This window comes from Pseudomonas sp. 20-5 (genome assembly GCF_056782835.1).
Genome location: NZ_CM165584.1, coordinates 3,864,862 through 3,891,730 on the forward strand (window position 1 = coordinate 3,864,862; position 26,869 = coordinate 3,891,730).

A 26,869-nucleotide genomic window follows, 5' to 3' on the forward strand; every position below is an offset into this window, starting at 1 on the left:
CAGCCATGACCTTCCGCCCATTCTGGCTGGACCAGGCCCTACGCTCCGAACATGCGGCACCCTGCCCGCCGCTGGCCGGGGATACCCGCGCCGACGTGTGCATCGTCGGCGGCGGCTACACCGGCCTGTGGACCGCCATCATGCTCAAGGAGCACGATCCCGGGCTCGACGTGGTGCTGGTCGAGGCCGATCTCTGCGGCGCCGGCGCCAGCGGCCGCAACGGCGGCTGCGCGCTGTCCTGGTCGGCCAAGTTCTTCACCCTGGAACGGCTGTTCGGACTAACCGAGGCGATCCGCCTGGTCAAGGCCTCCGAGGACAGCATCCGGGCCATCGGCGCCTTCTGCCAGCGCTACGACGTCGAGGCCGACTACCGGCTGGACGGCACCCTCTATACCGCCACCAACCCGGCCCAGGTCGGCAGCACCGACAGCGTGATCGCCGCTCTGGAGCGCCACGGCATCAACTCCTTCGCCAAGCGCCCGCTGGCCGACGTGCAGCGCCTGGCCGGCTCGCGCAGGCACCTGGAGGGTTGGTTCTCGCCGGCTGCCGCGACGGTGCAACCAGGCAAGCTGGTTCGCGGCCTGCGCCGGGTCGCCCTGCAACTGGGGGTACGCCTGTACGAAGGCACGCCGATGCGAGGACTGGAGCACGGCCGCCCGGCGGAAGTGGTCACCCCCCACGGGCGGGTCGTCGCCGGCCGCGTGGTGCTGGCGCTGAACGCCTGGATGGCGAGGGCCTTCCCGCAGTTCGAACGCAGCGTGGCGATCGTCTCCAGCGACATGCTCATCACCGAGCCACGACCAGACCTGTTGCAGGAGATCGGCCTGACCAGCGGGGTCAGCGTGCTCGACTCACGGATCTTCGTGCATTACTACCACAACACCCCGGACGGCCGGCTGATGCTCGGCAAGGGCGGCAACACCTTCGCCTACGGCGGACGCATGCTGCCGGTGTTCGACCGCCCCTCGCCGTATCTCGGACAACTGCGCGGCAGTTTGCGGGAGTTCTTCCCCGAGTTAGCCGAGGTCGCCATCGAGGCCAGCTGGAACGGTCCGTCGGATCGCTCGGTGACCGGCCTGCCGTTCTTCGGCCGGCTCGACGGCCGCGACAATGTGTTCTACGGCTTCGGCTACTCCGGCAGCGGCGTCGGTCCATGCCACATGGGCGGGCAGATCCTTTCTTCGCTGGCGCTCGGCCTGGACAATCCCTGGACCCGTTCGCCGCTGACCCAGGGGCCGCTCGGCCGCTTCCCGCCGGAGCCGATCCGCTATGTCGGTTCGCTGATGGTGCGCAACGCGATCCGTCGCAAGGAGCACGCCGAAGACGCCGGCCGGCGCCCGCGTCATCTCGACGTACGCCTGGCCAGGTTCGCCGCCGCCGCGGGCAAGGCCGACAAGGGTTGAGCCGCTTTCCGGGCGTCTCTTCAGCCCATTCGGGGGCGCCCTTCTTTTTCCTTCGGTTTCGATTTCGCTCAAGCAAAGGTCGTAAAAAGCGCATTTAATTCACCCGTCAGCCTGTGCGAGGCTGTTCCAACCCCTGGCCCAGTTTTCCTTCATGCACCTACCGACGACGCGCACCCTGCCCTACCAGCCTTCCGCCAACCCGGCCGGAACGCCCGCGCGTCTACCCCGCAAGCACAGCCGCTGGCTGGAACTGGAGCCGCTCTCCCTCCCTCTCGAACTGGCCTTCTGGGCGCTCTGGCATTGCCGCCACGCGCGTCCGCCGGACGCTCGTCACGCCTGATATCCCTCCGGCCCCGCGCAACGGCGGGGCCGGCCTGCCGCTTGCATGCCGTTCCGCGACGCTGCCGTCGCCGGAGCGCCGCTGCGAGCGTCGCGACGCTACCGGACAAGACCGACAAGAGAGCCCCATGAACTTCGCCTGCGAACAAGAAGCCCAGGATTTCCTGGCCGCCAACCCCGACATCGAACTCTTCGAACTGTTCATTCTCGACGCCAACGGCGTGCCGCGCGGCAAGCTGCTGCACCGCGACGAGCTGCTGGCCGTCTACCGCAGCGGCCGGCCGCTGCCGAGCACCATCCTCGGGCTGACGATGAACGGCGAGGACGTCGAGGACTCTGGCCTGGTCTGGGACGTCGGCGACATCGACTGCCGCGCCTACCCCCTGTCCGGCAGCCTGGTGCGCCTGCCCTGGCGACAGATCCCGACGGCGGCGGTGCAGGTCAGCATGCACCCGAGCGAGGGCCTGCCCGCCAGCGTCGCCGATCCGCGGCACCTCCTGGTGCGAACCATCGACGCGCTGAAGAGCGAGGGCTATCACCCGGTGATGGCCGCCGAGCTGGAGTTCTACCTGCTCGACCGTGAGCGCGACGCCAACGGCCGCCCGCAACCGGCCCGCGACGCCGATGGCGGCCGCCCACGGGCGACCCAGGTCTACGGCCTGCGCGAACTGGAGCAGATCGAGCCGTTCCTCGCCGACCTCTATGCCGCCTGCAAGGCGCAGGGCCTGCCGGCACGCACGGCGATCTCGGAATATGCCCCGGGCCAGGTGGAAATCACCCTCGACCACGGCGACGCCCTCGCCGCCATGGACCAGGCGATCCGCTACAAGCGCCTGGTCAAGGGCATCGCGCACAAGCACGGGATGCTCGCCTGCTTCATGGCCAAGCCGTTCGACGACCTGGCCGGCACTGGCATGCACCTGCACGTCAGCCTGGCCGACGAACAAGGCCACAACCTGTTCGCCAGCGACGACCCCGCCGGCACGCCGTTGCTGCGCCAGGCGGTCGGCGGCATGCTCGCCAGCCTGCTCGACTCGCTCCTGCTGTTCTGTCCCAACGCCAACTCCTACCGGCGCTTCCAGGCCAACAGCTACGCGCCGCTGGCGCAGACCTGGGGCGTCGACAACCGCACCGTGAGCCTGCGCGTGCCGGGCGGCCCGGCCTCCAGTCGGCATATTGAGCACCGCATCTGCGGCGCCGACGCCAACCCCTACCTGGCCGCCGCGGCGCTCCTCGCCGGGGTCCACCGCGGCATCCGCGAAGGCATCGATCCGGGTGCGCCGGTGGAGGGCAACGGCTACGCCCAGGCCGGCAAGCGCCTGCCCACCGACTGGCTGACCGCCCTCGATACCCTGCAAGGCTCCGAGTGGGCGCGGGAAGCCTTCGGCGAGCCGTTCCTCGGCGTCTACCTGGCGGTGAAGCGCGCGGAATACCGGCAATTCATGGGCGAGGTCGGCGAGCAGGACTGGCGCTGGTACCTGACCCAGGCCTGAGATCCCGGACCCGCCCGCATACGGCGGCGCGCCGGCAGGACGCGCCGCACTGGAACAAGGAATACCCGATGAACGCAGCAATCCATCCCCGTCCGGCCGCGGAACGCGCGCCGTCCTACTACGCCGCCACGCTCAACGAGGAAACCGACTATCCGACCCTGCTGGGCGCGGTGACGGTCGACATCGCCATCATCGGCGGCGGCTTCACCGGCGTCGCCACGGCGGTCGAACTGGCCGAGCGTGGCTACAAGGTAGCCCTGGTCGAGACCCATCGCATCGGCTGGGGCGCCAGCGGGCGCAACGGCGGCCAGGTCACCGGCAGCCTGTCCGGCGACGCGGCGATGCACAAGCAGATGCGCCAATGGCTGGGCGCCGAGGTCGAGGACTTCATCTGGCACCTGCGCTGGCGCGGCCACGAGATCATCCGCCAGCGGGTGGAGAAGTACGGCATCGCCTGCGACCTTCGCCATGGCCACCTGCACGCGGCGATGAAGGCCAGCCACATGGGCGAGCTGCAGGCCTCCTACGAGGAGGCGGTGCGCCGCGGCATGGGCGACCAGGTGGTCCTGCTGGACAAGGCCGGCGTCCAGGCCCACCTGGAGACCGAGCTGTACTGCGGCGCGCTGAAGAACACCCGCAACATGCACCTGCACCCGCTCAACCTGTGCATCGGCGAGGCCAGGGCGGCGGCCGGCCTCGGCGCGCTGATCTTCGAACATTCCGAGGTGCTGGATATCGTCCACGGCCCGCGGCCGGCGGTGATTACCCGCGAGGGAAGGATCGAGGCGCAGCAGATCCTGCTTGCCGGCGATGTCTACCACAAGCTCGAACGCAGGCAGCTCAAGGGGATGATCTTCCCGGCCATGGGCGGAATCGTTACCACCCGGCCGCTGGGCGAGCTGGCACGGGAGATCAACCCGCAGGGGCTGGCGGTCTACGATTGCCGCTTCGTCCTCGATTACTACCGCCCCACCGCCGACGGCCGCCTGCTGTTCGGTGGCGGCGCCAACTACTCGGGCCGCGACTCGCGGGACATCACCGCCGAGCTGCGGCCATGCATCGAGCGCACCTTCCCGCGCCTGAAGGGCGTGGAGATCGAGTTCCAGTGGAGTTGCGCCATGGGCATCGTAATGAACCGGATCCCCCAGCTCGGCAAGCTCTCCGACAACGTCTGGTACTGCCAGGGCTACTCGGGGCATGGCGTAGCCACCAGCCACATCATGGGCGAGATCATGGCCAAGGCGATGAGCGGGAGCCTGGAGCAGTTCGACACCTTCGCCCGTTGCAAGCACCTCAGGGTGCCGCTGGGCGACCTCTTCGGCAATCCGATGCTGGCCGCCGGGATGTGGTACTACCAGCTCATGGAGAAGCTGCGCTGAAGCGCGAGGGATGGCGGGGTCCGCGGAAGGCCTAGTCGGCCTTCTTGCGGATCCAGTAGAGATAGGTGCCCGCCTCTTCCTGCTGCTCGACCAGCTCGTGGCCGAGGAACACGCAGAACTTGGGGATGTCGCGGCGGGTCGAGGGATCGGTGGCGATCACCTTGAGCAGGCCGCCGGGCGCCAGGTCGCGGACCTTGTTGTGCAGCATCATCACCGGCTCGGGACAGTTCAGGCCGGTGGCGTCGAGAATGGCGTCGACAGAATGGGTCATCGGGAAACTCCGCAACAGAATCCGCGCATTGTCGCGCATGCGGCGCGGCCGGTCACCTGTCCCCGGCCGGAATGACGCCGCCCCTCAGCGTTCGAGGCGGCGTAGATGGCAGGTCACTTCCTCGCGGTCGTGATACAGCTGCTTGCAGCCGATCGCTACCTTCAGGCCGCGCGCGTCGAAGCTCTCGCGCAGGCGCTGGAGGATCTTGCGCACCTCGGCGTAGCGCTGCTTCATCGGCAGCTTGAGGTTGACCACCGCCTCGCGGCAAAGCCCTTCGCCGATCCAGGTCTCGATCAACGCACCGGTGCGTGCCGGCTTCTCGACGATGTCGCAGACCATCCAGTCGACCCGCTGGCGCGGGCGGTACTGGTAGCCGTCGACCTTCTGGTGGTCGACCAGCCCGGAATACATCAGGTTCTCCGCCATCGGCCCGTTGTCCACGGCGGTCACCCGCATCTCCCGGTTAACCAGTTGCCAGGTCCAGCCGCCCGGCGCCGCACCGAGGTCCACGGCGAGCATGTCCGGCGCCAGGCGCTTGTCCCATTCGCTGCGCGGGATGAACTGGTGCCAGGCTTCCTCCAGCTTCAGCGTCGAACGGCTCGGCGCCTCGCGGGGAAACTTCAGGCGCGGGATGCCCATCGGCCAGAGCGCGCTGTTGCGCGGCTCGGCGAGGCCGACGAAGACTTCCCGGCCGGAGCGGAAGGTCAGCAGCAGGCGCGGCAGCGCCGGGTCCTCCTGCAACCGCCCGGCCTTCACCAGCGCCGCGCGCAGCGGTTTCTCGAACTTGCGGCAGAAGGTCGACACCTCCTTGCCGGCATTGGTGTCCAGCACCTCCAGCCAGAGGCTGCCGCAAACCGGATAACTCGCCAGTTCCGCCAGCAGTACCTCGATGCGCTGGCTTTCCGGCAATTCGATGAAGCCGGGCCCGCGCGCCCACTGGCGCGGGAAGATCAAGTCGGCGAAACGCAGGCGGCGCATCAGGCGCTCGGCGCCGTCGGCGTCCTGGCAGACGAACTCGACGTGGGCGCTGGCCGGCTTGCTCTTGGCGTAGCCGGGAATCTCGAGAGTGGCTGCATGCTCGGCGATTTCGGCGCAGACTTCACCTTCGAAGCCTGGCCGGCAGTGCATCAACAGGGTATTCATGGGGTTGTCTCCTTGGCCGCGCACTATAGTGCCGGGCATGCCTCAAGGGAACTGCAGCGACCGTTCGTCGGTCCAGTGTATATGGCAGGAGCCCTCGAGCCGGTCTAGCTTGAAGGTTTCGAACAACGCTATCCCAAAGTCTGACTCTCGCCAGCGGCCGGTACCGATGGGATCGGGCCACCGCGCATTACCGAGGTAACGGCACCCTGGCGTCCGCGGACGCCGCGGGTCCCGGGCGAAGCCAGGCACTATCGGCTCGACGACGGGCCTGGCGTCAGGACGAGGCCAGGCCCGCCGCCCCCGGGCCCGCCGTGAGGAAATCAGAAATGCCTGCTTTGGACAGCCTGAAAACCCTTCGCAGTCTCGCTGTGGACGGCAAGACCTACCACTACTACAGCCTCCCGGAAGCCGCCCGGACCCTGGGCGATCTCGGCAAGCTGCCGATGTCGCTGAAGGTCCTGCTGGAAAACCTCCTGCGCTGGGAGGACGGCAGCACCGTCACCGGCGACGACCTCAAGGCCCTCGCCGGCTGGCTCAGGGAGCGCCGTTCCGACCGCGAGATCCAGTACCGCCCGGCGCGGGTCCTGATGCAGGACTTCACCGGGGTTCCCGCGGTGGTCGACCTGGCCGCCATGCGCGCGGCCATGGCCAAGGCCGGCGGCGACCCGCAGAAGATCAACCCGCTGTCGCCGGTGGACCTGGTCATCGACCACTCGGTGATGGTCGACAAGTTCGCCAGCGAATCGGCCTTCGAACAGAACGTCGAGATCGAGATGCAGCGCAACGGCGAACGCTACGCCTTCCTGCGCTGGGGCCAGAACGCCTTCGACAACTTCAGCGTGGTACCGCCGGGCACCGGCATCTGCCACCAGGTCAACCTGGAGTACCTGGGCCGCACGGTCTGGACCAAGGACGAGGATGGCAGGACCTACGCCTTCCCCGACACCCTGGTCGGCACCGACTCCCACACCACCATGATCAACGGCCTCGGCGTGCTCGGCTGGGGCGTCGGCGGCATCGAGGCGGAAGCCGCCATGCTCGGCCAGCCGGTATCGATGCTGATCCCCGAGGTCATCGGCTTCAAGCTCACCGGCAAGCTGCGCGAGGGCATCACCGCCACCGACCTGGTGCTGACCGTCACGCAGATGCTGCGCAAGAAGGGCGTGGTGGGGAAATTCGTCGAGTTCTACGGCGACGGCCTGGCCGACCTGCCCCTGGCGGACCGCGCCACCATCGCCAACATGGCACCGGAATACGGCGCCACCTGCGGCTTCTTCCCGGTGGACGAGATCACCCTCGGCTACCTGCGCCTGTCCGGACGTCCGGAAAGCACGGTCAAGCTGGTCGAGGCCTACAGCAAGGAACAGGGCCTGTGGCGCGAGAAGGGCCACGAGCCGGTGTTCACCGACACCCTGCACCTGGACATGGGCGAAGTCGAGGCCAGCCTGGCCGGACCGAAGCGCCCGCAGGACCGCGTGGCCCTGCAGAACGTCGCCAGCGCCTTCAACGAGTTCCTCGGCCTGCAACTGCATCCCTCCAGCACCGAAGAAGGCCGCCTGCTCAGCGAGGGCGGCGGCGGCACCGCGGTCGGCGCCAACGCCGCCTTCGGCGAGATCGACTACCAGCACGACGGCCAGACCCACCGCCTGAAGAACGGCGCGGTGGTGATCGCCGCCATCACCTCCTGCACCAACACCTCCAACCCCAGCGTGATGATGGCCGCCGGCCTGCTGGCGAAGAAGGCAGTGGAGAAAGGCCTGCAACGCAAGCCCTGGGTGAAGAGTTCGCTGGCGCCGGGCTCCAAGGTGGTCACCGACTACTTCAAGGCCGCCGGCCTGACCCGCTACCTCGACGAACTCGGCTTCGATCTGGTCGGCTACGGCTGCACCACCTGCATCGGCAACTCCGGCCCGCTGCTGGAGCCGATCGAGAAAGCCATCCAGCAGGCCGACCTGACCGTCGCCTCGGTACTCTCCGGCAACCGCAACTTCGAAGGCCGCGTGCACCCGTTGGTGAAGACCAACTGGCTGGCCTCGCCGCCGCTGGTGGTGGCCTACGCCCTGGCCGGCAGCGTGCGGATCAACCTCAGCGAGGAACCGCTGGGCACCGGCAAGGACGGCCAGCCGGTCTACCTGAAGGACATCTGGCCGAGCCAGAAGGAAATCGCCGAGGCGATCCAGAAGGTCGACACCGAGATGTTCCACAAGGAGTACGCCGAGGTCTTCGCCGGCGACGAGAAATGGCAGGCGATCCAGGTGCCGCAGTCGGACACCTACGAGTGGCAGGCCGACTCCACCTACATCCAGCATCCACCCTTCTTCGAACACATCGCCGAGGCGCCGCCGGCCATCGCCGACGTCGAGCAGGCGCGGGTGCTGGCGGTGCTGGGCGACTCGGTGACCACCGACCACATCTCCCCTGCCGGCAACATCAAGGCCGACAGCCCGGCCGGCCGCTACCTGCGCGAGCACGGCGTGGAACCGAAGGACTTCAACTCCTACGGCTCCCGTCGCGGCAACCATGAGGTGATGATGCGCGGCACCTTCGCCAACATCCGCATCAAGAACGAGATGCTCGGCGGCGAGGAAGGCGGCAATACCCTGTACGTGCCCAGCGGCGAGAAACTGGCGATCTACGACGCGGCCATGCGTTACCAGGAGGACGGCACCCCGCTGGTGATCGTCGCCGGCAAGGAATACGGCACCGGCTCGTCGCGCGACTGGGCGGCCAAGGGTACCAACCTGCTGGGCGTGAAGGCGGTGATCGCGGAGAGCTTCGAGCGCATCCACCGCTCCAACCTGGTCGGCATGGGCGTGCTGCCGTTGCAGTTCGAGAACGGCCAGGACCGCAAGAGCCTGAAGCTGACCGGCAAGGAGGTGCTGAACATCCGCGGCCTCGGCGGCGAACTCAAGCCGCACATGCCGCTCAGCGTGGAAGTGACCCGCGAGGACGGCAGCCAGGACAGCTTCAAGGTCCTCTGCCGCATCGACACCCTCAACGAGGTCGAGTATTTCAAGGCCGGCGGCATCCTCCACTACGTGCTGCGCAGCATGCTCTGAGGCAGCGGCGGTACGCGCGGAGGGGTGGCTTCGGCCACCCCTTTTTCATTCCGGCGCCCGGGGCCGCGAGCGCTTCGCAGGGCGAACGACGCCCCGGCGTCATCCGCCGATACCCCGCAGGACCGGCGGATGGCCGCCTCGCGCTTATCCGCCAGGCCCCTCCCCAGCCCATGCGCGCCGCCGGGAACGACACGAAACCGTAACGCATTGACCTCCATCAGCGAATCCGCCATCTATCCGACCACGTGGTCGGTTCTCATGCTTTGGGTCAATAGCTATCTGTTTTTCCTCGTGAAAGCATTCACAAATCCCTCATGTGAAAGGCGTTTTCGCCGATGCAGAGGTAAATGCTTCACTTGTTTTGGAAGGCCCATGCGCAACAATCAGCCCATCACCCAGCACGAGCGCGTCTATCCGGCGGAACAACGCCTGATCACCACCACCAATCTCAAAGGCATCATCACCTACTGCAACGAAGCCTTCATCGACATCAGCGGCTTCAGTCGCGAGGAGCTGATGTCCGCGCCGCACAACCTGATCCGTCACCCCGACGTCCCGCCGGCGGTGTTCGCCCACATGTGGACCACCCTCAAAGCCGGCCGCCCGTGGATGGGGATCGTCAAGAACCGCTGCAAGAACGGCGACCACTACTGGGTCAGCGCCTATGTCACGCCGATCTACGACCAGGGCGCGGTGGTCGGCTACGAGTCGGTGCGGGTCAAGCCGACCGCCGAACAGATCCAGCGCGCCGAGGCCCTCTACCGTCGCCTCGGCGCCGGCAAGCCGGCGATCCCCCGGCGCGACCGCTGGCTGCCGGTACTGCTCGACTGGCTGCCGTTCATCCTGATCAGCCAGATCGGCTTCCTCATCGGTATCTGGCTGAACTCCTGGTGGGGCTTCATCCTCGCCGGCCTGCTCGCCGTTCCGCTCGGCCTGGCCGGACTGCGCTGGCAGAAGCGCGGGCTGAAGCGCCTGATGCGGCTCGCCGAACAGACCACCTCCGACCCGCTGATCGCGCAGATGTACACCGACAGCCGCGGCGACCAGGCGCGCCTGGAAATGGCCATCCTCAGCCAGGACGCGCGCCTGAAGACCTGCCTGACGCGCCTGCAGGACACCGCCGAATACCTCACCGAACAGGCGCGCCAGGCCGACACCCTGGCCCACCACAGCTCCGCCGGTCTGGAACAGCAGCGCGCAGAGACCGAACAGGTGGCCACCGCGGTCAACGAGATGGCCGCCACCACCCAGGAAGTGGCGAACAATGTCCAGTTGACCGCCGACGCCACACAGAAGGCCAACGAACTGACCTCGCGCGGCCGCGACATCGCCGCGGAGACGCGCAACGCCATCCAGCGCCTGTCGGAGTCGGTGGGCGAGACCGGGGCCGCGGTGAGTCGCCTGGCCCAGGACAGCAACGAGATCGGCGGCGTGGTCGATGTGATCAAGGGCATCGCCGACCAGACCAACCTGCTCGCCCTCAACGCCGCCATCGAGGCGGCGCGGGCCGGCGACCAGGGACGCGGCTTCGCCGTGGTGGCCGACGAAGTGCGCTCGCTGGCGCAACGCACCGCGGCCTCCACCGAGCAGATCCACCACCTGATCGCCAAGTTGCAGAACACCGCCAACGATGCGGTACATACCATGGAGAGCGGCCTGCAGCAGGCCGAAGCCGGGGTCCAGCGGGTGCTGGAAGCCGACAGCGCGCTGGTCGGCATCAGCGAGGCGGTCAGCAACATCACCGAGATGACCACCCAGATCGCCGCCGCCGCGGAGGAACAGAGCGCGGTGGCCGAGGAAATCAACCGCAACATCAGCACCATCGCCGCCCTGGCCGAGCAGACCTCCGACGAGGCGCTGCGCACGGCGAAACTGAGCGAGGAACTGACCACCACCGCGCAGAGCCAGTATTCCCTGGTCGAGCGCTTCAACCGCTGAGATCAGGCCGCGGGGAGGAAGCTCCCCGCACCTGCCGTCACTTGAAGTCCCATTGCATCTGCGCCGGGATGCTTACCGCGCTTGACGACTGCACGCAGACGTCGAGGTAGTCGGTGAAGCGCGGCGGCGCGGAGATCCCCTCCTCCAGCAGACGGCTGTTGTCGAACAGGTAGTTGAGGTCGGCAAAGCCGCTGTACAAGCGCAACGCGCGCAGGACCAGACGCGGATTGGCCGGGCCGATGCGCGACTCGAAGCTCTTCGCCAGTTCCTTGAGGTCGTCCACCTCCACCTTGCGGTAGCGCTCGCCTACCGGCGCCGCCCCGTTGGCGCGGGCGAAGGCCTCGTCGATCTCGCCGAAGGTGCAGGCCGCGCGATGGCCGGCGGAGATATGATAGAGGCTGTGCCCCAGGCACGGCTTCAGCGCCAGGCCGATCAGCGCCTCGGCGCAGTAGTCGACCGGAATCACGTCGATCTGCTCGTCCAGGCCGCAGGTGAAGCTTTCCAGGGCGAAGCCCATGCGGAAGACCCAGAAGATGCTGCCGGAGGCCTGGCAGCCAAGGGTACGGTGGCCCACCACGATGGATGGCCGCGCCACCACCAGGGGCAGGCCCGGCAGTTCCTCGCGCATGCGCCGCTCGATTTCCGCCTTGGACGCGGTGTAGTCCACCAGTTGCTGCTCCGCCGCCGGGAATTCCCAGGACTCGCTGATCGGCGACTCTCGCTGCGGTCCGCAGCACATCGCGGTACCGACGTGGAGGAAACGCTTCAGTCGCTTCGAACGGCTCAGCACGTCGGCGAAGGCGAAAGTGCCGTCGACGTTGACCGGCCAGATGGTCGGGTTCTTCGAGAACGACGCCACGGCGGCGCAATTGATCACCCGCTCCACCTGCATCAGGCGCGGCGTCTCGCGGGCCAGCCAAGAGGTGTCGAGGAAATCGCCGCAGAGGATCTGCTCCGCCCGCAGTGCCAGGCAGTCGGCTTCGTCGACGCCATGCATCAGCAGGTTGCCGCGCAGGCGTTCGAGCCCCTGCTGGCGGGATTCGGCGCGGACCAGGAAGGACAGGTTGGCGCCGTGCCCGGCGGCGATCAGCTGGGCGGCGACCGAACCGCCGAGAAAGCCGGTGGCCCCCGTCAGCAGGATGCGTTCGCGGGTATCGATAGCGGTGATCTGCTCACCGTCGGCATGCATGTTCATGTCTTCCCCCCTCAGAGAAGTCAGTCGCCCACGCCTCGATGCGAGGGTGGTTGCGCCGCAGCTTATGAGGGGATGCCTTAAGGAACCGTTAATGGCCCTGGAGCCCGCGAAGGAAGCCGGCCACCTCCCGCGCCGTTGCCGCCAGGTGCTGCTCGTGGGTCAGGCCGGAGGCCTTCAGCGGCTTGAGGTCGTGGTCCGCCGCGGCCAGCCAGTGCAGGCGGATCGTCGGCGCCAGCGCATAGCCCGCCACCGCCTCGCGGTTGCCCAGGGCGTCGCGCTCGCCCTGGACGATCAGGGTCGGCGTGCGCAGCCCGGCGAGGTGCGCGACCCGCGGCTTCTCCGGCTTGCCGGCGGCGTAGAACGGGTAGCCGAGGCAGACCAGGGCATCCGCGCCCAGCTCGTCGGCCAGCAGGCTGGCCATGCGCCCGCCCATCGACTTGCCGCCCAGGGCCAAGGGCCCGTCCAGGGTCTCGCGGACCTGCGCATGGACTCGCCGCCAGCAGTCGAGCAACTGCGCCTGCGGATTCGGCGGACGCTTGCGGCCGTCCTCGCGGCGCTGGGCCATGTAGGGAAACTCGAAGCGCGCGACGGCGATGCCCTGGGCGGCGAGCAGTTCGGCGATGCGCTCCATGAACGGGCTGTCCATCGGCGCCCCGGCGCCATGGGCGAGAATCAGGGTGGCCGACAGCGAGCCGGCCGGGCGGTTCCATTTCAGCGACAACTTGCCACACCTCGTATGCAGTGGGGGTCGGGAAGCCAATTGATCCCGATCAATATTTCATAACGCCCCATTATCCATGCTTCCTCTCGCTAATTACGCCAATTAGACCAGCCCCAATGGGGGGACGCCCGGCATCCCAACTGCCGGAAAAAGCCATAGCGTATAACCGTGGATGGAAGCCCATAGCATGAGCACCACTAACCCAGAGTCCGCCTATAACTACAAGGTGGTCCGCCAATTCGCCATCATGACCGTGGTCTGGGGCATCGTCGGCATGACCGTCGGTGTCCTGATCGCCGCCCAGCTGGTATGGCCCGACCTGAACTTCGGCTTGCCGTGGACGAGCTTCGGCCGCCTGCGCCCGCTGCACACCAACGCGGTGATCTTCGCCTTCGGCGGTTGCGCACTGTTCGCCACCAGCTACTACGCGGTGCAGCGCACCTGCCAGGTGCGACTGTTCTCCGACACCCTCGCCTCCTTCACCTTCTGGGGCTGGCAACTGGTGATCCTGCTGGCCGCCATCAGCCTGCCGCTGGGCTACACCTCGTCCAAGGAGTACGCCGAGCTGGAATGGCCGATCGACATCCTGATCACGGTGGTCTGGGTCGCCTACGCGGTGGTGTTCTTCGGCACCCTGGTCAAGCGCAAGGTCAAGCACATCTATGTGGGCAACTGGTTCTTCGGCGGGTTCATCCTCACCGTCGCCATGCTCCACGTGGTGAACAACCTCGAGCTGCCGGTGACCTTCACCAAGTCCTACTCGCTGTACGCCGGCGCCACCGACGCCATGGTCCAGTGGTGGTACGGGCACAACGCCGTGGGCTTCTTCCTCACCGCCGGCTTCCTCGGCATGATGTACTACTTCGTGCCCAAGCAGGCCGAGCGTCCGGTCTACTCCTACCGCCTGTCCATCGTCCACTTCTGGGCGCTGATCGCGGTGTACATCTGGGCCGGCCCGCACCACCTGCACTACACCGCGCTGCCGGACTGGGCGCAGTCGCTGGGCATGGTGATGTCGCTGATCCTCCTGGCGCCGAGCTGGGGCGGCATGATCAACGGCATGATGACCCTCTCGGGCGCCTGGCATAAGCTGCGCAGCGACCCGATCCTGCGCTTCCTGGTGGTGTCCCTGGCGTTCTACGGCATGTCCACCTTCGAAGGCCCGATGATGGCGATCAAGACCGTCAACGCCCTCTCCCACTACACCGACTGGACCATCGGCCACGTACACGCCGGCGCCCTCGGCTGGGTCGCGATGGTTTCCATCGGCTCGCTCTACCACCTGATCCCGAAGGTCTTCGGCCGCGAGAAGATGTACAGCCTGGGCCTGATCAACGCGCACTTCTGGCTGGCCACCATCGGTACCGTGCTTTACATCGCCTCGATGTGGGTCAACGGCATCACCCAGGGCCTGATGTGGCGCGCGGTCAACGAGGACGGCACCCTGACCTACTCCTTCGTCGAAGCGCTGGCCGCCGGCCACCCCGGCTTCATCGTGCGCATGCTCGGCGGTTTCATCTTCCTGCTCGGCATGTTCCTGATGGCCTACAACACCTGGCGCACCGTCAGTGCCGCCAAGCCGGCCGAATACGAAGCCGCCGCACAGATCGCCTGAGGAGCCGAGCATGAAACACGAAATACTCGAGAAGAACGTCGGCCTGCTGGCGCTATGCATGGCCGTGGCCGTGAGCATCGGCGGCCTGACCCAGATCGTGCCGCTGTTCTTCCAGGACGTGACCAACACCCCGGTCGAAGGCATGAAGCCCTATACCGCGCTGCAACTGGAAGGCCGCGACATCTATATCCGCGAAGGCTGCGTCGGCTGCCACTCGCAGATGATCCGTCCGTTCCGCGCCGAAACCGAACGCTACGGCCACTACTCGGTGGCCGGCGAGAGCGTCTGGGACCACCCCTTCCTGTGGGGTTCCAAGCGTACCGGTCCGGACCTGGCCCGCGTCGGTAGCCGCTACTCCGACGACTGGCACCGCGCACACCTGTTCAACCCGCGCAACGTGGTGCCCGAGTCGAAGATGCCGGCCTACCCGTGGCTGGTGGAGAACAAGCTCGACGGCAAGGACATCGAGAAGAAGCTCGAAGTGATGCGCACCCTCGGCGTGCCCTATACCGACGAAGACATCAAGGGCGCCAAGGACTCGCTGAAAGGCAAGACCGAAATGGATGCCGTGGTCGCCTACCTGCAGGTGCTCGGCACCTCGATCAAGAACAAACGGTGACGGCAATGGATATCGGGACGCTGCGAGGACTCGGCACGCTGCTGATCATGGTCGCCTTCATCGGTCTGGTGATCTGGGCCTACAGCGGCAAACGCAAGAAGAGCTTTGACGAAGCGACGATGCTGCCCTTCGCAGACGATCCCGAAGCCAAAAAGCACGTCGAGCAAGCTTCTAGGAGTAACAAAGAATGACCACCTTCTGGAGTCTGTACATCACAGCTCTTACCGTCGGTACCTTGATCGCCCTGCTCTGGCTGGTCTTCGCCACCCGCAAGGGCGAGGCCAAGGGTACTACCGAAAAGACCATGGGCCACTCCTACGACGGCATCGAGGAGTACGACAACCCGCTGCCGAAGTGGTGGTTCATGCTGTACATCGGCACCATCGTCTTCTCCGTCGGCTACCTGGTCCTGTACCCGGGCCTGGGTAACTGGAAAGGCGTGCTGCCGGGCTACGAGGGCGGCTGGACCCAGGACAAGCAGTGGGAACGCGAGATGAACATCGCCCAGGAGAAGTACGGGCCGATCTTCGCCAAGTACGCCGCCATGCCCATCGAGGAAGTGGCCAAGGACGAGCACGCCATGAAGATGGGCAGCCGCATGTTCGCCACCTACTGCTCGATCTGCCACGGTTCCGACGCCAAGGGCGCCCTCGGCTTCCCCAACCTGGCCGACAACGAGTGGCGCTGGGGCGGTGACCCGCAGAGCATCGAGACCACCATCCTCGGCGGTCGCCACGCGATCATGGCGGCCTGGGGCGACATCCTCGGCGAAGACGGGGTGAAGAACGTCGCCGCCTACGTCCGCACCGAACTCGCCGGGCTGAAGCTGCCGGAAGGCACCAAGGCCGACGTCGAGGCCGGCAAGCAGATCTTCTCGGTCAACTGCGTCGCCTGCCACGGCCCGGAAGGCAAGGGTACCGCCCTGGTCGGCGCGCCGAACCTGACCAACCCCGGCGCGTTCATCTACGGCTCCAGCTACGCCCAGCTCCAACAAACCATCCGCCATGGCCGCCAGGGCCAGATGCCGGCCCAGGAGCCCTACCTGGGCAAGGAAAAGGTGCACATCCTGGCCGCCTACATCTACAACCTGTCGCACAACCAGGGCAGCAACTGACCCCTCCTCCACCCGCGCCCTCCCGGGCGCGGGTCCTTCCCCCGGTCTCAGACCTTAGTCCCAGGCGGCGCGACGAAGTGTCGCACCAGCGGACGCCTTTCCTACCCATCCTTTTCAATCGCGTCTAAGCTGCTCTGCATTCGTCCCTCTCCGGCAGAGCGACGGGACACCTAACTTCACCGGCCGAACCCACTCGCCCGGATAGCGCCAAAAAGCCATACGGCCGCCTTGGAAAGCGCTCTGAAGCAGGCATCAAACTGGCGTCGCCCCTGGCCTGGCGCGTTGCAATGCCCACCCGCTTTCTCCATACTTGCCGCCGATTTTTTGTCCCTAAAAAAGTCCATTAACCGTGGAACCCCTAGCATGAGCACAGCAATCAGTCAGACTGCTTATAACTATAAGGTGGTCCGCCAGTTCGCCGTTATGACGGTGGTCTGGGGGGTCATTGGAATGGGTCTCGGTGTCCTGATCGCCGCCCAACTGGTATGGCCCGAATTGAACTTCGACCTGCCGTGGACGAGCTTCGGCCGCCTTCGCCCCCTGCACACCAACGCGGTGATCTTCGCCTTCGGTGGGTGCGCCCTCTTCGCCACCTCGTACTACGTGGTGCAACGTACCTCGCAAGCCCGACTGATTTCAGACACGCTGGCGGCCTTCACCTTCTGGGGTTGGCAGGCCGTGATCGTGGGCGCCGTGCTGACCCTGCCGCAGGGTTTCACCACCTCCAAGGAATACGCCGAACTGGAATGGCCGCTGGCCATCCTCCTGGCGATCGTCTGGATCACCTACGCGATCGTGTTCTTCGGCACCATCGTCAAGCGCAAGGTCAAGCACATCTATGTGGGCAACTGGTTCTACGGTGCCTTCATCCTGGTGACGGCGATGCTGCACATCGTCAACCACATGTCGCTGCCGGTGAGCTGGTTCAAGTCCTACTCCGCCTACTCCGGCGCCACCGATGCGATGGTCCAGTGGTGGTACGGGCACAACGCCGTGGGCTTCTTCCTGACCACCGGCTTCCTCGGCATGATGTACTACTTCGTGCCCAAGCAGGCCGAGCGTCCGGTCTATTCCTATCGCCTGTCCATCGTCCACTTCTGGGCGCTGATCTCCCTGTACATCTGGGCCGGCCCGCACCACCTGCACTACACCGCGCTGCCGGACTGGGCGCAGTCGCTGGGCATGGTGATGTCGCTGATCCTCCTGGCACCGAGCTGGGGCGGCATGATCAACGGCATGATGACCCTCTCCGGCGCCTGGCATAAGCTGCGCACCGACCCGATCCTGCGCTTCCTGGTGGTATCCCTGGCCTTCTACGGCATGTCCACCTTCGAAGGCCCGATGATGGCGATCAAGACCGTCAACGCCCTCTCCCACTACACCGACTGGACCATCGGCCACGTGCACGCCGGCGCCCTCGGCTGGGTGGCGATGATCTCCATCGGCTCGCTCTACCACCTGATCCCGAAAGTCTTCGGCCGTCCGCAGATGCACAGCATCGGTCTGATCAACGCGCACTTCTGGCTGGCCACCATCGGTACCGTGCTGTACATCGCCTCGATGTGGGTCAACGGCATCACCCAGGGCCTGATGTGGCGCGCGGTCAACGAGGACGGCACCCTGACCTACTCCTTCGTTGAAGCACTGGTCGCAAGCCACCCGGGCTTCATCGTGCGCATGATCGGCGGTGGTTTCTTCCTCACCGGCATGCTGCTGATGGCCTACAACACCTGGCGCACCGTGCGTGCTGCCAAGCCGGCCGAATACGAAGCCGCCGCGCAGATCGCCTGAGGAGCCCGACGTAAATGAAGAACCACGAAATACTCGAGAAGAACGTCGGCCTGCTGGCCATCTTCATGGTGATCGCCGTCAGCATCGGCGGCCTGACCCAGATCGTTCCGCTGTTCTTCCAGGACGTGACCAATACCCCGGTCGAAGGCATGAAGCCGCGTACCGCCCTGGAACTGGAAGGTCGCGACATCTACATCCGCGAAGGCTGCGTCGGCTGCCACTCGCAGATGGTCCGTCCGTTCCGTGCCGAGACCGAACGCTACGGCCATTACTCGGTCGCCGGTGAAAGCGTCTGGGACCACCCGTTCCTGTGGGGTTCCAAGCGTACCGGCCCGGACCTGGCCCGCGTCGGCGGCCGTTACTCCGACGACTGGCACCGCGCGCACCTGTACAACCCGCGCAACGTGGTGCCCGAGTCGAAGATGCCTGCCTACCCGTGGCTGGTAGAGAACAAGCTTGATGGCAAGGACACCGCCACCAAGATGGAAGTCCTGCGCAAGCTGGGCGTGCCTTACACCGACGAGGACATCGCCGGTGCACGTGAAGCCGTGAAGGGCAAGACCGAGATGGACGCCCTGGTGGCGTTCCTTCAAGGCCTGGGAACCTCTATCAAGAGCAAACGGTGAGTGTGATGGATATCGGGACTCTGCGTGGACTGGGCACCGTGGTGATCATGGTCGCCTTCATCGGCCTGGTGATCTGGGCCTACAGCGGCAAGCGCAAGAAAAGCTTCGACGAAGCGACGATGCTGCCCTTCGCAGACGATCCCGAAGCCAAAAAGCACGTCGAGCAAGCTTCTAGGAGTAACAAAGAATGACGACCTTCTGGAGTCTGTACATTACAGCTCTCACCCTCGGCACCCTGCTGGCGCTGACCTGGCTGATCTTCGCCACCCGCAAGGGCCAGCGCAGCAGCACCACCGACGAGACCGTGGGCCACTCCTACGACGGCATCGAGGAGTACGACAACCCGCTGCCGAAGTGGTGGTTCATGCTGTTCGTCGGCACCCTGGTGTTCGCCGTGGGCTACCTGGCCCTGTACCCGGGCCTGGGCACCTGGAAAGGCCTGATGCCGGGCTACCAGTCCGCCGACGAATTCGCCGACAAGGAAAAAGGCTGGACCGGCGTCCACCAGTGGGAAAAGGAAATGGCCAAGGCCGACGAGAAATACGGCCCGATCTTCGCCAAGTTCGCCGCGATGCCCATCGAGGAAGTCGCCAAGGATCCGCAGGCGGTGAAAATGGGCGGTCGCCTGTTCGCCTCCAACTGCTCGATCTGCCACGGCTCCGACGCCAAGGGCGCCTACGGCTTCCCCAACCTGACCGACGCCGACTGGCGCTGGGGCGGCGAGCCGGAAACCATCAAGACCACCATCATGGCTGGCCGCCACGCCGCCATGCCGGCCTGGGGTGAAGTGATCGGCGAGGAAGGCGTGAAGAACGTCGCCGCTTTCGTCCTCACCCAGATGGATGGCCGCAAGCTGCCGGAAGGCGCCAAGGCGGACATCGAGGCCGGCAAGCAGGTCTTCGCTACCACCTGCGTCGCCTGCCACGGTCCGGAAGGCAAGGGCACCCCGGCGATGGGCGCTCCCGATCTGACCCACCCCGGCGCGTTCATCTACGGCTCCAGCTTCGCGCAACTGCAGCAGACCATCCGCTACGGTCGCCAGGGTGTGATGCCGGCGCAACAGGAACACCTGGGCAACGACAAGGTGCACCTGCTGGCCGCCTACGTATACAGCCTGTCGCACGGCGAGAAGAGCGCCGAATAAGCGCTCCCTCCCCCACGACCCAGACGGCGCCGGCAACCCCGGCGCCGTTTTATTTTGTGCAAAAGAAAAGCGCGAATGGGACAATACGCGACCAAAAGTCGCACAGTTACCGCAAAAAGCCTGATAGATCAGGCGTATAATCAGTAGGCGTGCAACTATTTTCTGACCCTGTCGGCATGTACCGGCCGGGCGCCCCCCACTGCCGTGGTACGCACTGATGAGCAAACAGATTCCCGTTCAAGACGTCACCCCGCCTGCCAAGGGCGACACCAATAACAACGATCTCTACGCCAAGCGCGAGAAGATCTACACCCGGGCCTTCACCGGTATCTTCCGCCGACTGCGCATGGTGGGCGGTGCGGCGCTCTTCCTCCTCTACTTCGGTACCGTCTGGCTCAACTGGAGCGGCCGCCAGGCCGTCTGGTGGGACCTACCCGAGCGCAAGTTCTACATCTTCGGCGCCACCTTCTGGCCGCAGGACTTCATGCTGCTTTCCTGGCTGCTGATCGTCTGCGCCTTCGGCCTGTTCTTCATCACCGTGTTCGCCGGTCGCGTCTGGTGTGGCTATACCTGCCCGCAGAGCGTGTGGACCTGGATCTACATGTGGTGCGAGAAGGTCACCGAAGGCGACCGCAACCAGCGCATCAAGCTGGACAAGGCTCCGATGAGCGGCAACAAGCTGCTGCGCAAGACCGCCAAGCACAGCCTGTGGCTGCTGATCGGCCTGGTCACCGGCCTGACCTTCGTCGGCTACTTCTCGCCGATCCGCGAGCTGATTCCCGAGCTGCTCACCGGCCAGGCCGACGGCTGGGCCTACTTCTGGGTCGGCTTCTTCACCCTGGCCACCTACGGCAACGCCGGCTGGCTGCGCGAGCAGGTGTGCATCTACATGTGCCCCTACGCGCGCTTCCAGAGCGTGATGTTCGACAAGGACACCCTGATCGTCTCCTACGATCCGCGTCGTGGCGAGAAGCGCGGCCCGCGCAAGAAGTCCCTCGACTACAAGGCCCAGGGCCTGGGCGACTGCATCGACTGCACGATGTGCGTGCAGGTCTGCCCGACCGGCATCGACATCCGCGACGGCCTGCAGATCGAGTGCATCGGCTGCGCGGCGTGCATCGACGCCTGCGACAGCATCATGGAGAAGATGAACTACCCGAAAGGGCTGATCAGCTACACCACCGAGCACAACCTCAACGGCCAGAAGACCCACCTGGCCCGGCCGCGCCTGATCGGCTACGCCATCGCCCTGGTGCTGATGATCTCCGCCCTGATCACCGCGGTGGTCCTGCGTCCGCTGGTCGGCTTCGACGTCAGCAAGGACCGCGTGCTCTACCGCGAGAACGAACTCGGCCGCATCGAGAACGTGTACAGCCTGAAGATCATGAACAAGGATCAGCAGGACCACACCTACATCCTCGGCGCCAAGGGCCTCGAAGGCCTGACCCTGGAAGGCCGGCGCGAGCTGAAGGTGGCGGCGGGCGACATCCTCAACCTGCCGATGGAACTGTCCATCGAGCCGGAGAAGCTGCCTTCGACCACCAACGAGATCGTCTTCACCATCGAGTCGGCCGACGACCCGAGCATCCATAAAGAAGCGAAGAGTCGCTTCATTGGCCCACGCACCCGTTGAGTAACTTGAGCATGCAGTCCGAGACCCACCCTCAACCCTGGTACAAACACTTCTGGGCCTGGTTCATCGTGGCCCTCCTGGCGACCTCGGTGGTGCTCGGGCTGAGCCTGGTCACCATCGCGGTGCGCAACCAGGACACCCTGGTCACCGACAACTACTACGAGGCCGGCAAGGGCATCAACCGCTCCCTGGAACGCGAGAACCTGGCCGTACGCCTGCAGGTGCACGCCAAGGTCAAGGTCGACGACCTGACCGGCGAAGTCGAAGTGCGCCTGACCGGCAACAGCCGTCCGGATCGGCTCACCCTCAACCTGATCTCGCCGACCCAGCCGGAGAAGGACCGCCGCGTGGAGCTGCTGCGCAGCAACTCCGACCGCGAGCGCTACGTCGGGCAACTGACCGACGCCGTCGAGGGCCGTCGCTTCGTCGAACTGCTCGGCCAGGAAGGCAGCGGCCAGTGGCGTCTTTTCGAGGAAGAGGTGGTATCGCCGACCGTGGTCATGGAGCTGGGTGACGAACCGCTCCAGGGAGCAGAAGCGAAGCGCCCATGAGCGCCCCCCTGCCCTGCTACCACTGCGGCTTGCCGGTCCCCGCCGGCAGCCGCTTCGAGGCCCGCGTGCTCGGCGAGACGCGGGCCATGTGCTGTCCGGGCTGCCAGGCGGTGGCCGAGGCCATCGTCGCCGGCGGCCTGGAAAGCTACTACCGGCACCGCAGCGAAAACGCCGCCAATCCCGAAGCCTTGCCCAAGGCGCTCAGCGAAGAGTTGCAGCTCTACGACCGCCCGGACGTACAGGGCGGCTTCGTCCGCCATGAGGGCGAGCTGGCGGAAACCAGCCTGATGATCGAAGGCATCAGTTGCGCCGCCTGCGGCTGGCTGATCGAGAAGCACCTGCGCCAGTTGCCTGGCGTGGCCGAGGCGCGGCTCAACCTGTCCAACCATCGCCTGCACGTGCGCTGGCAGGACAGCCAGTTGCCGCTCAGCCAGTTGCTCGGCGAACTGCGCCAGATCGGCTATGCCGGCCATCCCTTCCAACCCGACCGCGCCACCGAGCGCCTGGCCATGGAGAACCGCCGCGCCCTGCGCCAGCTCGGTGTCGCCGGGCTGCTGTGGATCCAGGTGATGATGGCGGTGATGGCGACCTGGCCGGAATTCAACCTCGACCTTTCCGCCGGCATGGACCGCATCCTGCGCTGGGTCAGCCTGATCCTCACCACGCCGATCGTCTTCTACTGCTGCGGCCAGTTCTTCCGTGGCGCCCTGCGCGACCTGCGCACCCGCCACCTGACCATGGACGTCTCGGTGTCGCTGGCGATCGGCGGCGCCTACGTCGCCGGCATCTGGTCGACGATCACCGGCCAGGGCGAGCTGTATTTCGACGCGGTCGGCATGTTCGCCCTGTTCCTCCTCGCCGGCCGCTACCTCGAACGCCGCGCGCGGGAGCGCACCGCCGCCTCCACCGCGCAACTGGTCAACCTGCTGCCGGCGTCCTGCCTGCGCCTGGACGCCGCCAACCAGGGCGAGCGCATCCTGCTCAGCGAACTGCGCGTCGGCGACCGCGTACTGGTACCGCCAGGCGCCGTGCTGCCGGCCGACGGAGTGATCCTCGACGGCCAGTCCAGCGTCGACGAGTCGCTGCTCACCGGCGAGTACCTGCCCCATCCACGCCAGGCCGGCGACGCCGTCACCGGCGGTACCCTGAACGTCGAGGGGCCGCTGACCGTCGAGGTCGGCGCCCTTGGCGACGACAGCCGCCTGTCGGCCATCGTCCGCCTGCTGGAACGCGCCCAGGCGGACAAGCCGCGCCTGGCGGAACTGGCCGATAAGGTGGCGCAGTGGTTCCTGCTCATCGTCCTGCTGGTCGCCGCAGCGGTCGGCGCGCTGTGGTGGCAGGTCGACCACCAGCGCGCCTTCTGGGTGGTGCTGTCGCTGCTGGTCGCCACCTGCCCCTGCGCCCTGTCGCTGGCCACGCCCACCGCGCTCACCGCGGCCACCGGCAGCCTGCACAAGCTCGGCCTGCTGATCACGCGCGGGCACGTGCTGGAAGGGCTGAACCACATCGACACGGTAATCTTCGACAAGACCGGCACCCTCACCGAAGGCCGCCTGACGCTCAAGCAGGTGCTACCCCTGCGCGATCTCGACGCGGATCGCTGCCTGGCCCTCGCCGCCGCCCTCGAGAACCGTTCCGAACACCCCATCGCCCGCGCCTTCGGCCGTGCGCCGGAGGCCGCCGACAGCGTCGCAAGCCATCCGGGACTGGGCCTCGAAGGCCTGGTGGAAGGCCGCCGCCTGCGCATCGGCCAGGCCGCCTTCGTCAGCAACCTGGGCGGCAGCGCCACGCCCGCGATGCCCGGCGACTCCGGACAGTGGCTGCTGCTCGGCGACGAGCAGGGACCGCTGGCCTGGTTCGGTCTCGACGACCGCCTGCGCAGCGACGCCCCCGCCCTGCTCGCCGCCTGCAAGGCGCGCGGCTGGCGCACCCTCCTGCTATCCGGTGACGCCTCGCCGATGGTCGCCAGCGTCGCTGCCGAACTGGGCATCGACGAAGCCCGCGGCGGCCTGACCCCGGACGACAAGCTGGCCATGCTCGAACGCCTGCACGGCGAGGGCCGCCGGGTGCTGATGCTCGGCGACGGAGTCAACGACGTACCGGTGCTCGCCGGTGCCGACATCAGCGTCGCCATGGGCAGCGCCACCGACCTGGCCAAGACCAGCGCCGACGCGGTGCTCCTGTCCAACCGCCTGGACAGCCTGGTGCAGGCTTTCCGGCTGGCGCGCCGCACCCGCCATATCATCATCGAGAACCTGGCCTGGGCCAGCCTGTACAATGGCCTGGTCCTGCCCTTCGCCGCGCTCGGCTGGATCACCCCGGGCTGGGCGGCGATCGGCATGTCGGTCAGTTCGCTGCTGGTGGTGGTCAACGCCCTGCGGCTGACCCGAATCCCTTCGCCGAGGTCCGTATGGCCGCGCTCTACATCCTGATCCCCGTCGCGATCGTCATCGTCGCCATCGCCATCTACGTGTTCTTCTGGGCGGTGGACAGCGGCCAGTACGACGATCTCGACGGCCCCGCCCACAGCATTCTCTTCGACGACGAAGACCCGAAGCACCAGGCCGGCGTCGACGAAGCGGAGAAGCCGTCGAAACCCGAGGACCGACCGCGTGGCTGAACTGGCGCCGCTGCTGGTTTCCGCGCTGATCCTCGGCCTGCTCGGGGGAGGCCACTGCCTGGGCATGTGCGGCGGCCTGATGGGCGCCCTGACCCTGGCCATTCCCGCCGAACAGCGCGGCCGTCGTCTGCGCCTGCTGCTGGCCTACAACCTCGGCCGCATCCTCAGCTACGCCTGCGCCGGCCTGCTGCTCGGCCTGGCCGGCTGGGCGGTGGCGCGCACCCCGTTGGCCGGCGCGCTGCGGGTGGTCGCCGGGCTGCTGCTGATCGCCATGGGACTCTACCTGGCCGGCTGGTGGAGCGGCCTGACCCGCGTCGAGGCGCTCGGTCGCGGCCTCTGGCGCCACCTGGAACCCTTCGCCCGGCGCCTGCTGCCGGTCTCCAGTCTGCCACGGGCCCTGCTGCTCGGAGCGATCTGGGGCTGGCTGCCCTGCGGGCTGGTCTACAGCACCCTGCTCTGGGCCACCAGCCAGGGATCGGCACTGGACAGCGCGCTGCTGATGCTGGCGTTCGGCCTCGGCACCTGGCCGGTTCTGCTGGCCACCGGCATGGCCGCCGAACGGGTGACCGCCCTGCTGCGCCGTCGCGGCGTACGCATCGTGGGCGGCCTGATGGTCATCCTCTTCGGCCTCTGGACCCTCCCAGGACCGCACCAGGCCTGGCTGATGGGGCATTGACGGACGCCCGTCCCAACATCGGGCGACACATCCTGTATACATTCACCCGCTTGATACAAATCAACAGGCCTTCCCGGCGCAATCCCTAGACTTCCCGACTAAAGCTCGCCAACTGGGGATCTCTGGCATGCTCGACACCATTCGCTGGGACGCTGACCTGATTCGGCGCTACGACCTTTCCGGCCCGCGTTACACCTCCTATCCGACCGCCGTGCAGTTCCACGAAGGCATCGGCCCGTTCGACCAGTTGCACGCCCTGCGCGACAGCCGGAAGGCCGGACACCCCCTGTCGCTCTACGTGCACATCCCGTTCTGCGCCAACATCTGCTACTACTGCGCCTGCAACAAGGTGATCACCAAGGATCGCGGGCGCAGCGCGCCGTACCTTGCGCGCCTGGTCCGCGAGATCGAGATCGTCAGCCGCCACCTCTCCCGCGAGCAGGTGGTCGAGCAACTGCACTTCGGTGGCGGAACCCCGACCTTCCTCAGTCCCGGCCAGTTGCGCGAACTCATGTCGCAATTGCGCACCCACCTCAACCTGCTGGACGACGATTCGGGCGACTACGGCATCGAGATCGACCCGCGCGAGGCCGACTGGTCGACCATGGGCCTGCTCCGCGAACTCGGTTTCAACCGCGTCAGCCTCGGCGTACAGGACTTCGACATGGAGGTGCAGAAGGCGGTCAACCGCATGCAGACCCCGGAGGAGACCCGTACCATCGTCGAGGCCGCGCGCACCCTGCAGTACCGCTCGATCAACCTCGACCTGATCTACGGACTGCCGAAACAGACGCCGGACAGCTTCGCCCGCACGGTCGACGAAGTGATCGCGCTACAGCCGGATCGCCTCTCGGTGTTCAACTACGCCCACCTGCCCGAGCGTTTCATGCCGCAGCGGCGGATCAACGCCGACGACCTGCCGAGCCCGGGCCAGAAGCTGGAAATGCTCCAGCGCACCACCGAGCAACTCGCCGCGGCGGGCTACCGCTATATCGGCATGGATCACTTCGCCCTGCCCGACGACGAGCTGGCCAGCGCCCAGGAAGACGGCACCCTGCAACGCAATTTCCAGGGCTACACCACCCACGGGCACTGTGACCTGGTAGGTCTCGGGGTCTCGGCGATCAGCCAGATCGGCGACCTCTACAGCCAGAACAGCAGCGACATCAACGACTACCAGACCAGCCTCGACAACGGCCAGTTGGCGATCCGTCGCGGCCTGCACTGCAACAGCGACGACCGGGTGCGGCGCGCGGTGATCCAGCAACTGATCTGCCACTTCGAACTGGCCTTCGAGGATATCGAGACGGAGTTCGGCATCGACTTCCGCAGTTACTTCGCCGAGCTGTGGCCCGACCTCGAACGCTTCGCCGCCGACGGCCTGATCCGCCTGGACGCCAAGGGCATCGACATCACGTCTTCCGGACGTCTGCTGGTGCGTTCGATCTGCATGCTGTTCGACCGCTACCTGCCCAGCCTCAACCGGCAGCGCTTCTCCCGGGTGATCTGAAAGCGCACCGCCCTGCCCGCACGACAGGG

24 protein-coding genes are annotated in these 26,869 nt (G+C 66.5%); 20 read left to right on the top strand and 4 right to left on the bottom strand.

Going from position 1 to position 26,869, the window contains the following annotated elements; genetic code table 11:
* The first annotated feature begins 5 nt into the window (after positions 1–5).
* From AC1RB9_RS17745 to AC1RB9_RS17760, 4 genes are all read left to right on the top strand, one after another.
* A complete protein-coding gene (locus tag AC1RB9_RS17745; protein WP_003104413.1) occupies positions 6–1,403 on the top strand; it encodes an FAD-dependent oxidoreductase in 1,398 nt (465 codons plus the stop codon).
* Positions 1,404–1,554: 151 nt separating this feature from the next.
* On the top strand, positions 1,555–1,743 hold the full coding sequence (locus tag AC1RB9_RS17750) for a hypothetical protein (RefSeq protein ID WP_003449842.1): 189 nt from the start codon (positions 1,555–1,557) through the stop codon (positions 1,741–1,743).
* Positions 1,744–1,870: 127 nt separating this feature from the next.
* Positions 1,871–3,235 carry a glutamine synthetase family protein gene (locus AC1RB9_RS17755; RefSeq protein ID WP_003106001.1) on the top strand — a complete coding sequence of 455 codons (1,365 nt, stop codon included), beginning with the start codon at positions 1,871–1,873 and terminating at the stop codon, positions 3,233–3,235.
* A gap of 68 nt (positions 3,236–3,303) precedes the next feature.
* Complete coding sequence (locus AC1RB9_RS17760) at positions 3,304–4,614, top strand: NAD(P)/FAD-dependent oxidoreductase (protein ID WP_003114273.1); 1,311 nt, start codon at positions 3,304–3,306, stop codon at positions 4,612–4,614.
* Positions 4,615–4,645: 31 nt separating this feature from the next.
* Here AC1RB9_RS17760 and tusA read toward each other — a convergent pair whose 3' ends face one another.
* Together tusA and rlmM are read right to left on the bottom strand one after the other, a co-directional pair.
* Positions 4,646–4,885, bottom strand: coding sequence for a sulfurtransferase TusA (gene tusA / locus AC1RB9_RS17765; protein ID WP_003105999.1), 240 nt, complete (start codon positions 4,883–4,885; stop codon positions 4,646–4,648).
* 84 nt (positions 4,886–4,969) lie between these two features.
* The gene (rlmM, locus tag AC1RB9_RS17770; protein ID WP_003087345.1) at positions 4,970–6,028 is read right to left on the bottom strand and encodes a 23S rRNA (cytidine(2498)-2'-O)-methyltransferase RlmM; all 1,059 of its coding nucleotides are present in this window, start codon (positions 6,026–6,028) and stop codon (positions 4,970–4,972) included.
* Positions 6,029–6,354: 326 nt separating this feature from the next.
* Here rlmM and acnA point away from each other — a divergent pair, with 326 nt between their 5' ends.
* Both acnA and AC1RB9_RS17780 read left to right on the top strand, forming a co-directional pair.
* The gene (acnA, locus tag AC1RB9_RS17775; protein WP_003105996.1) at positions 6,355–9,087 is read left to right on the top strand and encodes an aconitate hydratase AcnA; all 2,733 of its coding nucleotides are present in this window, start codon (positions 6,355–6,357) and stop codon (positions 9,085–9,087) included.
* Positions 9,088–9,459: 372 nt separating this feature from the next.
* On the top strand, positions 9,460–11,025 hold the full coding sequence (locus AC1RB9_RS17780) for a methyl-accepting chemotaxis protein (RefSeq protein WP_003087330.1): 1,566 nt from the start codon (positions 9,460–9,462) through the stop codon (positions 11,023–11,025).
* A gap of 37 nt (positions 11,026–11,062) precedes the next feature.
* Here AC1RB9_RS17780 and cprA read toward each other — a convergent pair whose 3' ends face one another.
* Both cprA and AC1RB9_RS17790 read right to left on the bottom strand, forming a co-directional pair.
* Positions 11,063–12,220 (bottom strand): cationic peptide resistance protein CprA, encoded by a 1,158-nt coding sequence (gene cprA, locus AC1RB9_RS17785; protein ID WP_003087328.1) that lies wholly within the window; start codon positions 12,218–12,220, stop codon positions 11,063–11,065.
* Positions 12,221–12,308: 88 nt separating this feature from the next.
* Positions 12,309–12,941: an alpha/beta hydrolase family protein gene (locus AC1RB9_RS17790; protein ID WP_003105994.1), complete on the bottom strand. Its 633-nt coding sequence runs from the start codon at positions 12,939–12,941 to the stop codon at positions 12,309–12,311.
* A 187-nt stretch (positions 12,942–13,128) separates the two neighbouring features.
* Here AC1RB9_RS17790 and ccoN (AC1RB9_RS17795) point away from each other — a divergent pair, with 187 nt between their 5' ends.
* The 14 genes from ccoN (AC1RB9_RS17795) to hemN all read left to right on the top strand — a co-directional run bounded on the left by ccoN (AC1RB9_RS17795) (position 13,129) and on the right by hemN (position 26,840).
* Entirely contained in the window at positions 13,129–14,556 is a 1,428-nt protein-coding gene (ccoN, locus tag AC1RB9_RS17795; protein WP_003087322.1) for a cytochrome-c oxidase, cbb3-type subunit I, read from the top strand.
* Positions 14,557–14,566: 10 nt separating this feature from the next.
* Complete coding sequence (ccoO, locus tag AC1RB9_RS17800) at positions 14,567–15,175, top strand: cytochrome-c oxidase, cbb3-type subunit II (protein WP_003087318.1); 609 nt, start codon at positions 14,567–14,569, stop codon at positions 15,173–15,175.
* A 5-nt stretch (positions 15,176–15,180) separates the two neighbouring features.
* Entirely contained in the window at positions 15,181–15,366 is a 186-nt protein-coding gene (locus AC1RB9_RS17805; RefSeq protein ID WP_003087314.1) for a CcoQ/FixQ family Cbb3-type cytochrome c oxidase assembly chaperone, read from the top strand.
* A complete protein-coding gene (ccoP, locus tag AC1RB9_RS17810; protein WP_003087308.1) occupies positions 15,363–16,289 on the top strand; it encodes a cytochrome-c oxidase, cbb3-type subunit III in 927 nt (308 codons plus the stop codon). The genes AC1RB9_RS17805 and ccoP (AC1RB9_RS17810) overlap by 4 nt, the downstream gene beginning before the upstream one ends.
* Positions 16,290–16,652: 363 nt before the next feature.
* On the top strand, positions 16,653–18,080 hold the full coding sequence (ccoN, locus tag AC1RB9_RS17815; RefSeq protein WP_003087306.1) for a cytochrome-c oxidase, cbb3-type subunit I: 1,428 nt from the start codon (positions 16,653–16,655) through the stop codon (positions 18,078–18,080).
* Positions 18,081–18,094: 14 nt separating this feature from the next.
* A complete protein-coding gene (gene ccoO, locus AC1RB9_RS17820; protein ID WP_003087303.1) occupies positions 18,095–18,706 on the top strand; it encodes a cytochrome-c oxidase, cbb3-type subunit II in 612 nt (203 codons plus the stop codon).
* Between the two features lie 5 nt (positions 18,707–18,711).
* Positions 18,712–18,897 carry a CcoQ/FixQ family Cbb3-type cytochrome c oxidase assembly chaperone gene (locus tag AC1RB9_RS17825; protein ID WP_003087298.1) on the top strand — a complete coding sequence of 62 codons (186 nt, stop codon included), beginning with the start codon at positions 18,712–18,714 and terminating at the stop codon, positions 18,895–18,897.
* Positions 18,894–19,850, top strand: coding sequence for a cytochrome-c oxidase, cbb3-type subunit III (gene ccoP / locus AC1RB9_RS17830; protein ID WP_003087292.1), 957 nt, complete (start codon positions 18,894–18,896; stop codon positions 19,848–19,850). Before AC1RB9_RS17825 ends, ccoP (AC1RB9_RS17830) begins: the two co-directional genes overlap by 4 nt.
* 217 nt (positions 19,851–20,067) lie before the next feature.
* Positions 20,068–21,483 (top strand): cytochrome c oxidase accessory protein CcoG, encoded by a 1,416-nt coding sequence (gene ccoG / locus AC1RB9_RS17835; RefSeq protein WP_003087288.1) that lies wholly within the window; start codon positions 20,068–20,070, stop codon positions 21,481–21,483.
* Between the two features lie 11 nt (positions 21,484–21,494).
* On the top strand, positions 21,495–22,034 hold the full coding sequence (locus AC1RB9_RS17840) for a FixH family protein (RefSeq protein ID WP_003114667.1): 540 nt from the start codon (positions 21,495–21,497) through the stop codon (positions 22,032–22,034).
* A complete protein-coding gene (locus AC1RB9_RS17845) occupies positions 22,031–24,466 on the top strand; it encodes a heavy metal translocating P-type ATPase (protein ID WP_003449837.1) in 2,436 nt (811 codons plus the stop codon). The genes AC1RB9_RS17840 and AC1RB9_RS17845 overlap by 4 nt, the downstream gene beginning before the upstream one ends.
* The gene (gene ccoS, locus AC1RB9_RS17850; RefSeq protein ID WP_003087273.1) at positions 24,445–24,654 is read left to right on the top strand and encodes a cbb3-type cytochrome oxidase assembly protein CcoS; all 210 of its coding nucleotides are present in this window, start codon (positions 24,445–24,447) and stop codon (positions 24,652–24,654) included. Before AC1RB9_RS17845 ends, ccoS begins: the two co-directional genes overlap by 22 nt.
* Entirely contained in the window at positions 24,647–25,330 is a 684-nt protein-coding gene (locus AC1RB9_RS17855) for a sulfite exporter TauE/SafE family protein (protein ID WP_003087270.1), read from the top strand. The genes ccoS and AC1RB9_RS17855 overlap by 8 nt, the downstream gene beginning before the upstream one ends.
* Before the next feature lie 127 nt (positions 25,331–25,457).
* Positions 25,458–26,840 (top strand): oxygen-independent coproporphyrinogen III oxidase, encoded by a 1,383-nt coding sequence (gene hemN / locus AC1RB9_RS17860; protein WP_003087267.1) that lies wholly within the window; start codon positions 25,458–25,460, stop codon positions 26,838–26,840.
* The last annotated feature ends 29 nt before the right edge of the window (positions 26,841–26,869 follow it).

Excerpts from the sequence above, each read along its gene's own strand:
- AC1RB9_RS17760 (WP_003114273.1), top strand. The coding sequence starts at position 3,304 with ATGAACGCAGCAATCCATCCCCGTCCGGCCGCGGAACGCGCGCCGTCC.
- rlmM (WP_003087345.1), bottom strand. The coding sequence starts at position 6,028 with ATGAATACCCTGTTGATGCACTGCCGGCCAGGCTTCGAAGGTGAAGTC.
- ccoN (WP_003087306.1), top strand. The coding sequence starts at position 16,653 with ATGAGCACAGCAATCAGTCAGACTGCTTATAACTATAAGGTGGTCCGC.
- AC1RB9_RS17805 (WP_003087314.1), top strand. The coding sequence starts at position 15,181 with ATGGATATCGGGACGCTGCGAGGACTCGGCACGCTGCTGATCATGGTC.
- ccoO (WP_003087303.1), top strand. The coding sequence starts at position 18,095 with ATGAAGAACCACGAAATACTCGAGAAGAACGTCGGCCTGCTGGCCATC.
- ccoS (WP_003087273.1), top strand. The coding sequence starts at position 24,445 with ATGGCCGCGCTCTACATCCTGATCCCCGTCGCGATCGTCATCGTCGCC.
- AC1RB9_RS17780 (WP_003087330.1), top strand. The coding sequence starts at position 9,460 with ATGCGCAACAATCAGCCCATCACCCAGCACGAGCGCGTCTATCCGGCG.
- cprA (WP_003087328.1), bottom strand. The coding sequence starts at position 12,220 with ATGAACATGCATGCCGACGGTGAGCAGATCACCGCTATCGATACCCGC.
- hemN (WP_003087267.1), top strand. The coding sequence starts at position 25,458 with ATGCTCGACACCATTCGCTGGGACGCTGACCTGATTCGGCGCTACGAC.
- AC1RB9_RS17745 (WP_003104413.1), top strand. The coding sequence starts at position 6 with ATGACCTTCCGCCCATTCTGGCTGGACCAGGCCCTACGCTCCGAACAT.
- AC1RB9_RS17840 (WP_003114667.1), top strand. The coding sequence starts at position 21,495 with ATGCAGTCCGAGACCCACCCTCAACCCTGGTACAAACACTTCTGGGCC.
- ccoO (WP_003087318.1), top strand. The coding sequence starts at position 14,567 with ATGAAACACGAAATACTCGAGAAGAACGTCGGCCTGCTGGCGCTATGC.
- ccoP (WP_003087308.1), top strand. The coding sequence starts at position 15,363 with ATGACCACCTTCTGGAGTCTGTACATCACAGCTCTTACCGTCGGTACC.
- acnA (WP_003105996.1), top strand. The coding sequence starts at position 6,355 with ATGCCTGCTTTGGACAGCCTGAAAACCCTTCGCAGTCTCGCTGTGGAC.
- AC1RB9_RS17755 (WP_003106001.1), top strand. The coding sequence starts at position 1,871 with ATGAACTTCGCCTGCGAACAAGAAGCCCAGGATTTCCTGGCCGCCAAC.
- ccoG (WP_003087288.1), top strand. The coding sequence starts at position 20,068 with ATGAGCAAACAGATTCCCGTTCAAGACGTCACCCCGCCTGCCAAGGGC.
- AC1RB9_RS17825 (WP_003087298.1), top strand. The coding sequence starts at position 18,712 with ATGGATATCGGGACTCTGCGTGGACTGGGCACCGTGGTGATCATGGTC.
- ccoN (WP_003087322.1), top strand. The coding sequence starts at position 13,129 with ATGAGCACCACTAACCCAGAGTCCGCCTATAACTACAAGGTGGTCCGC.
- ccoP (WP_003087292.1), top strand. The coding sequence starts at position 18,894 with ATGACGACCTTCTGGAGTCTGTACATTACAGCTCTCACCCTCGGCACC.
- AC1RB9_RS17845 (WP_003449837.1), top strand. The coding sequence starts at position 22,031 with ATGAGCGCCCCCCTGCCCTGCTACCACTGCGGCTTGCCGGTCCCCGCC.
- tusA (WP_003105999.1), bottom strand. The coding sequence starts at position 4,885 with ATGACCCATTCTGTCGACGCCATTCTCGACGCCACCGGCCTGAACTGT.
- AC1RB9_RS17750 (WP_003449842.1), top strand. The coding sequence starts at position 1,555 with ATGCACCTACCGACGACGCGCACCCTGCCCTACCAGCCTTCCGCCAAC.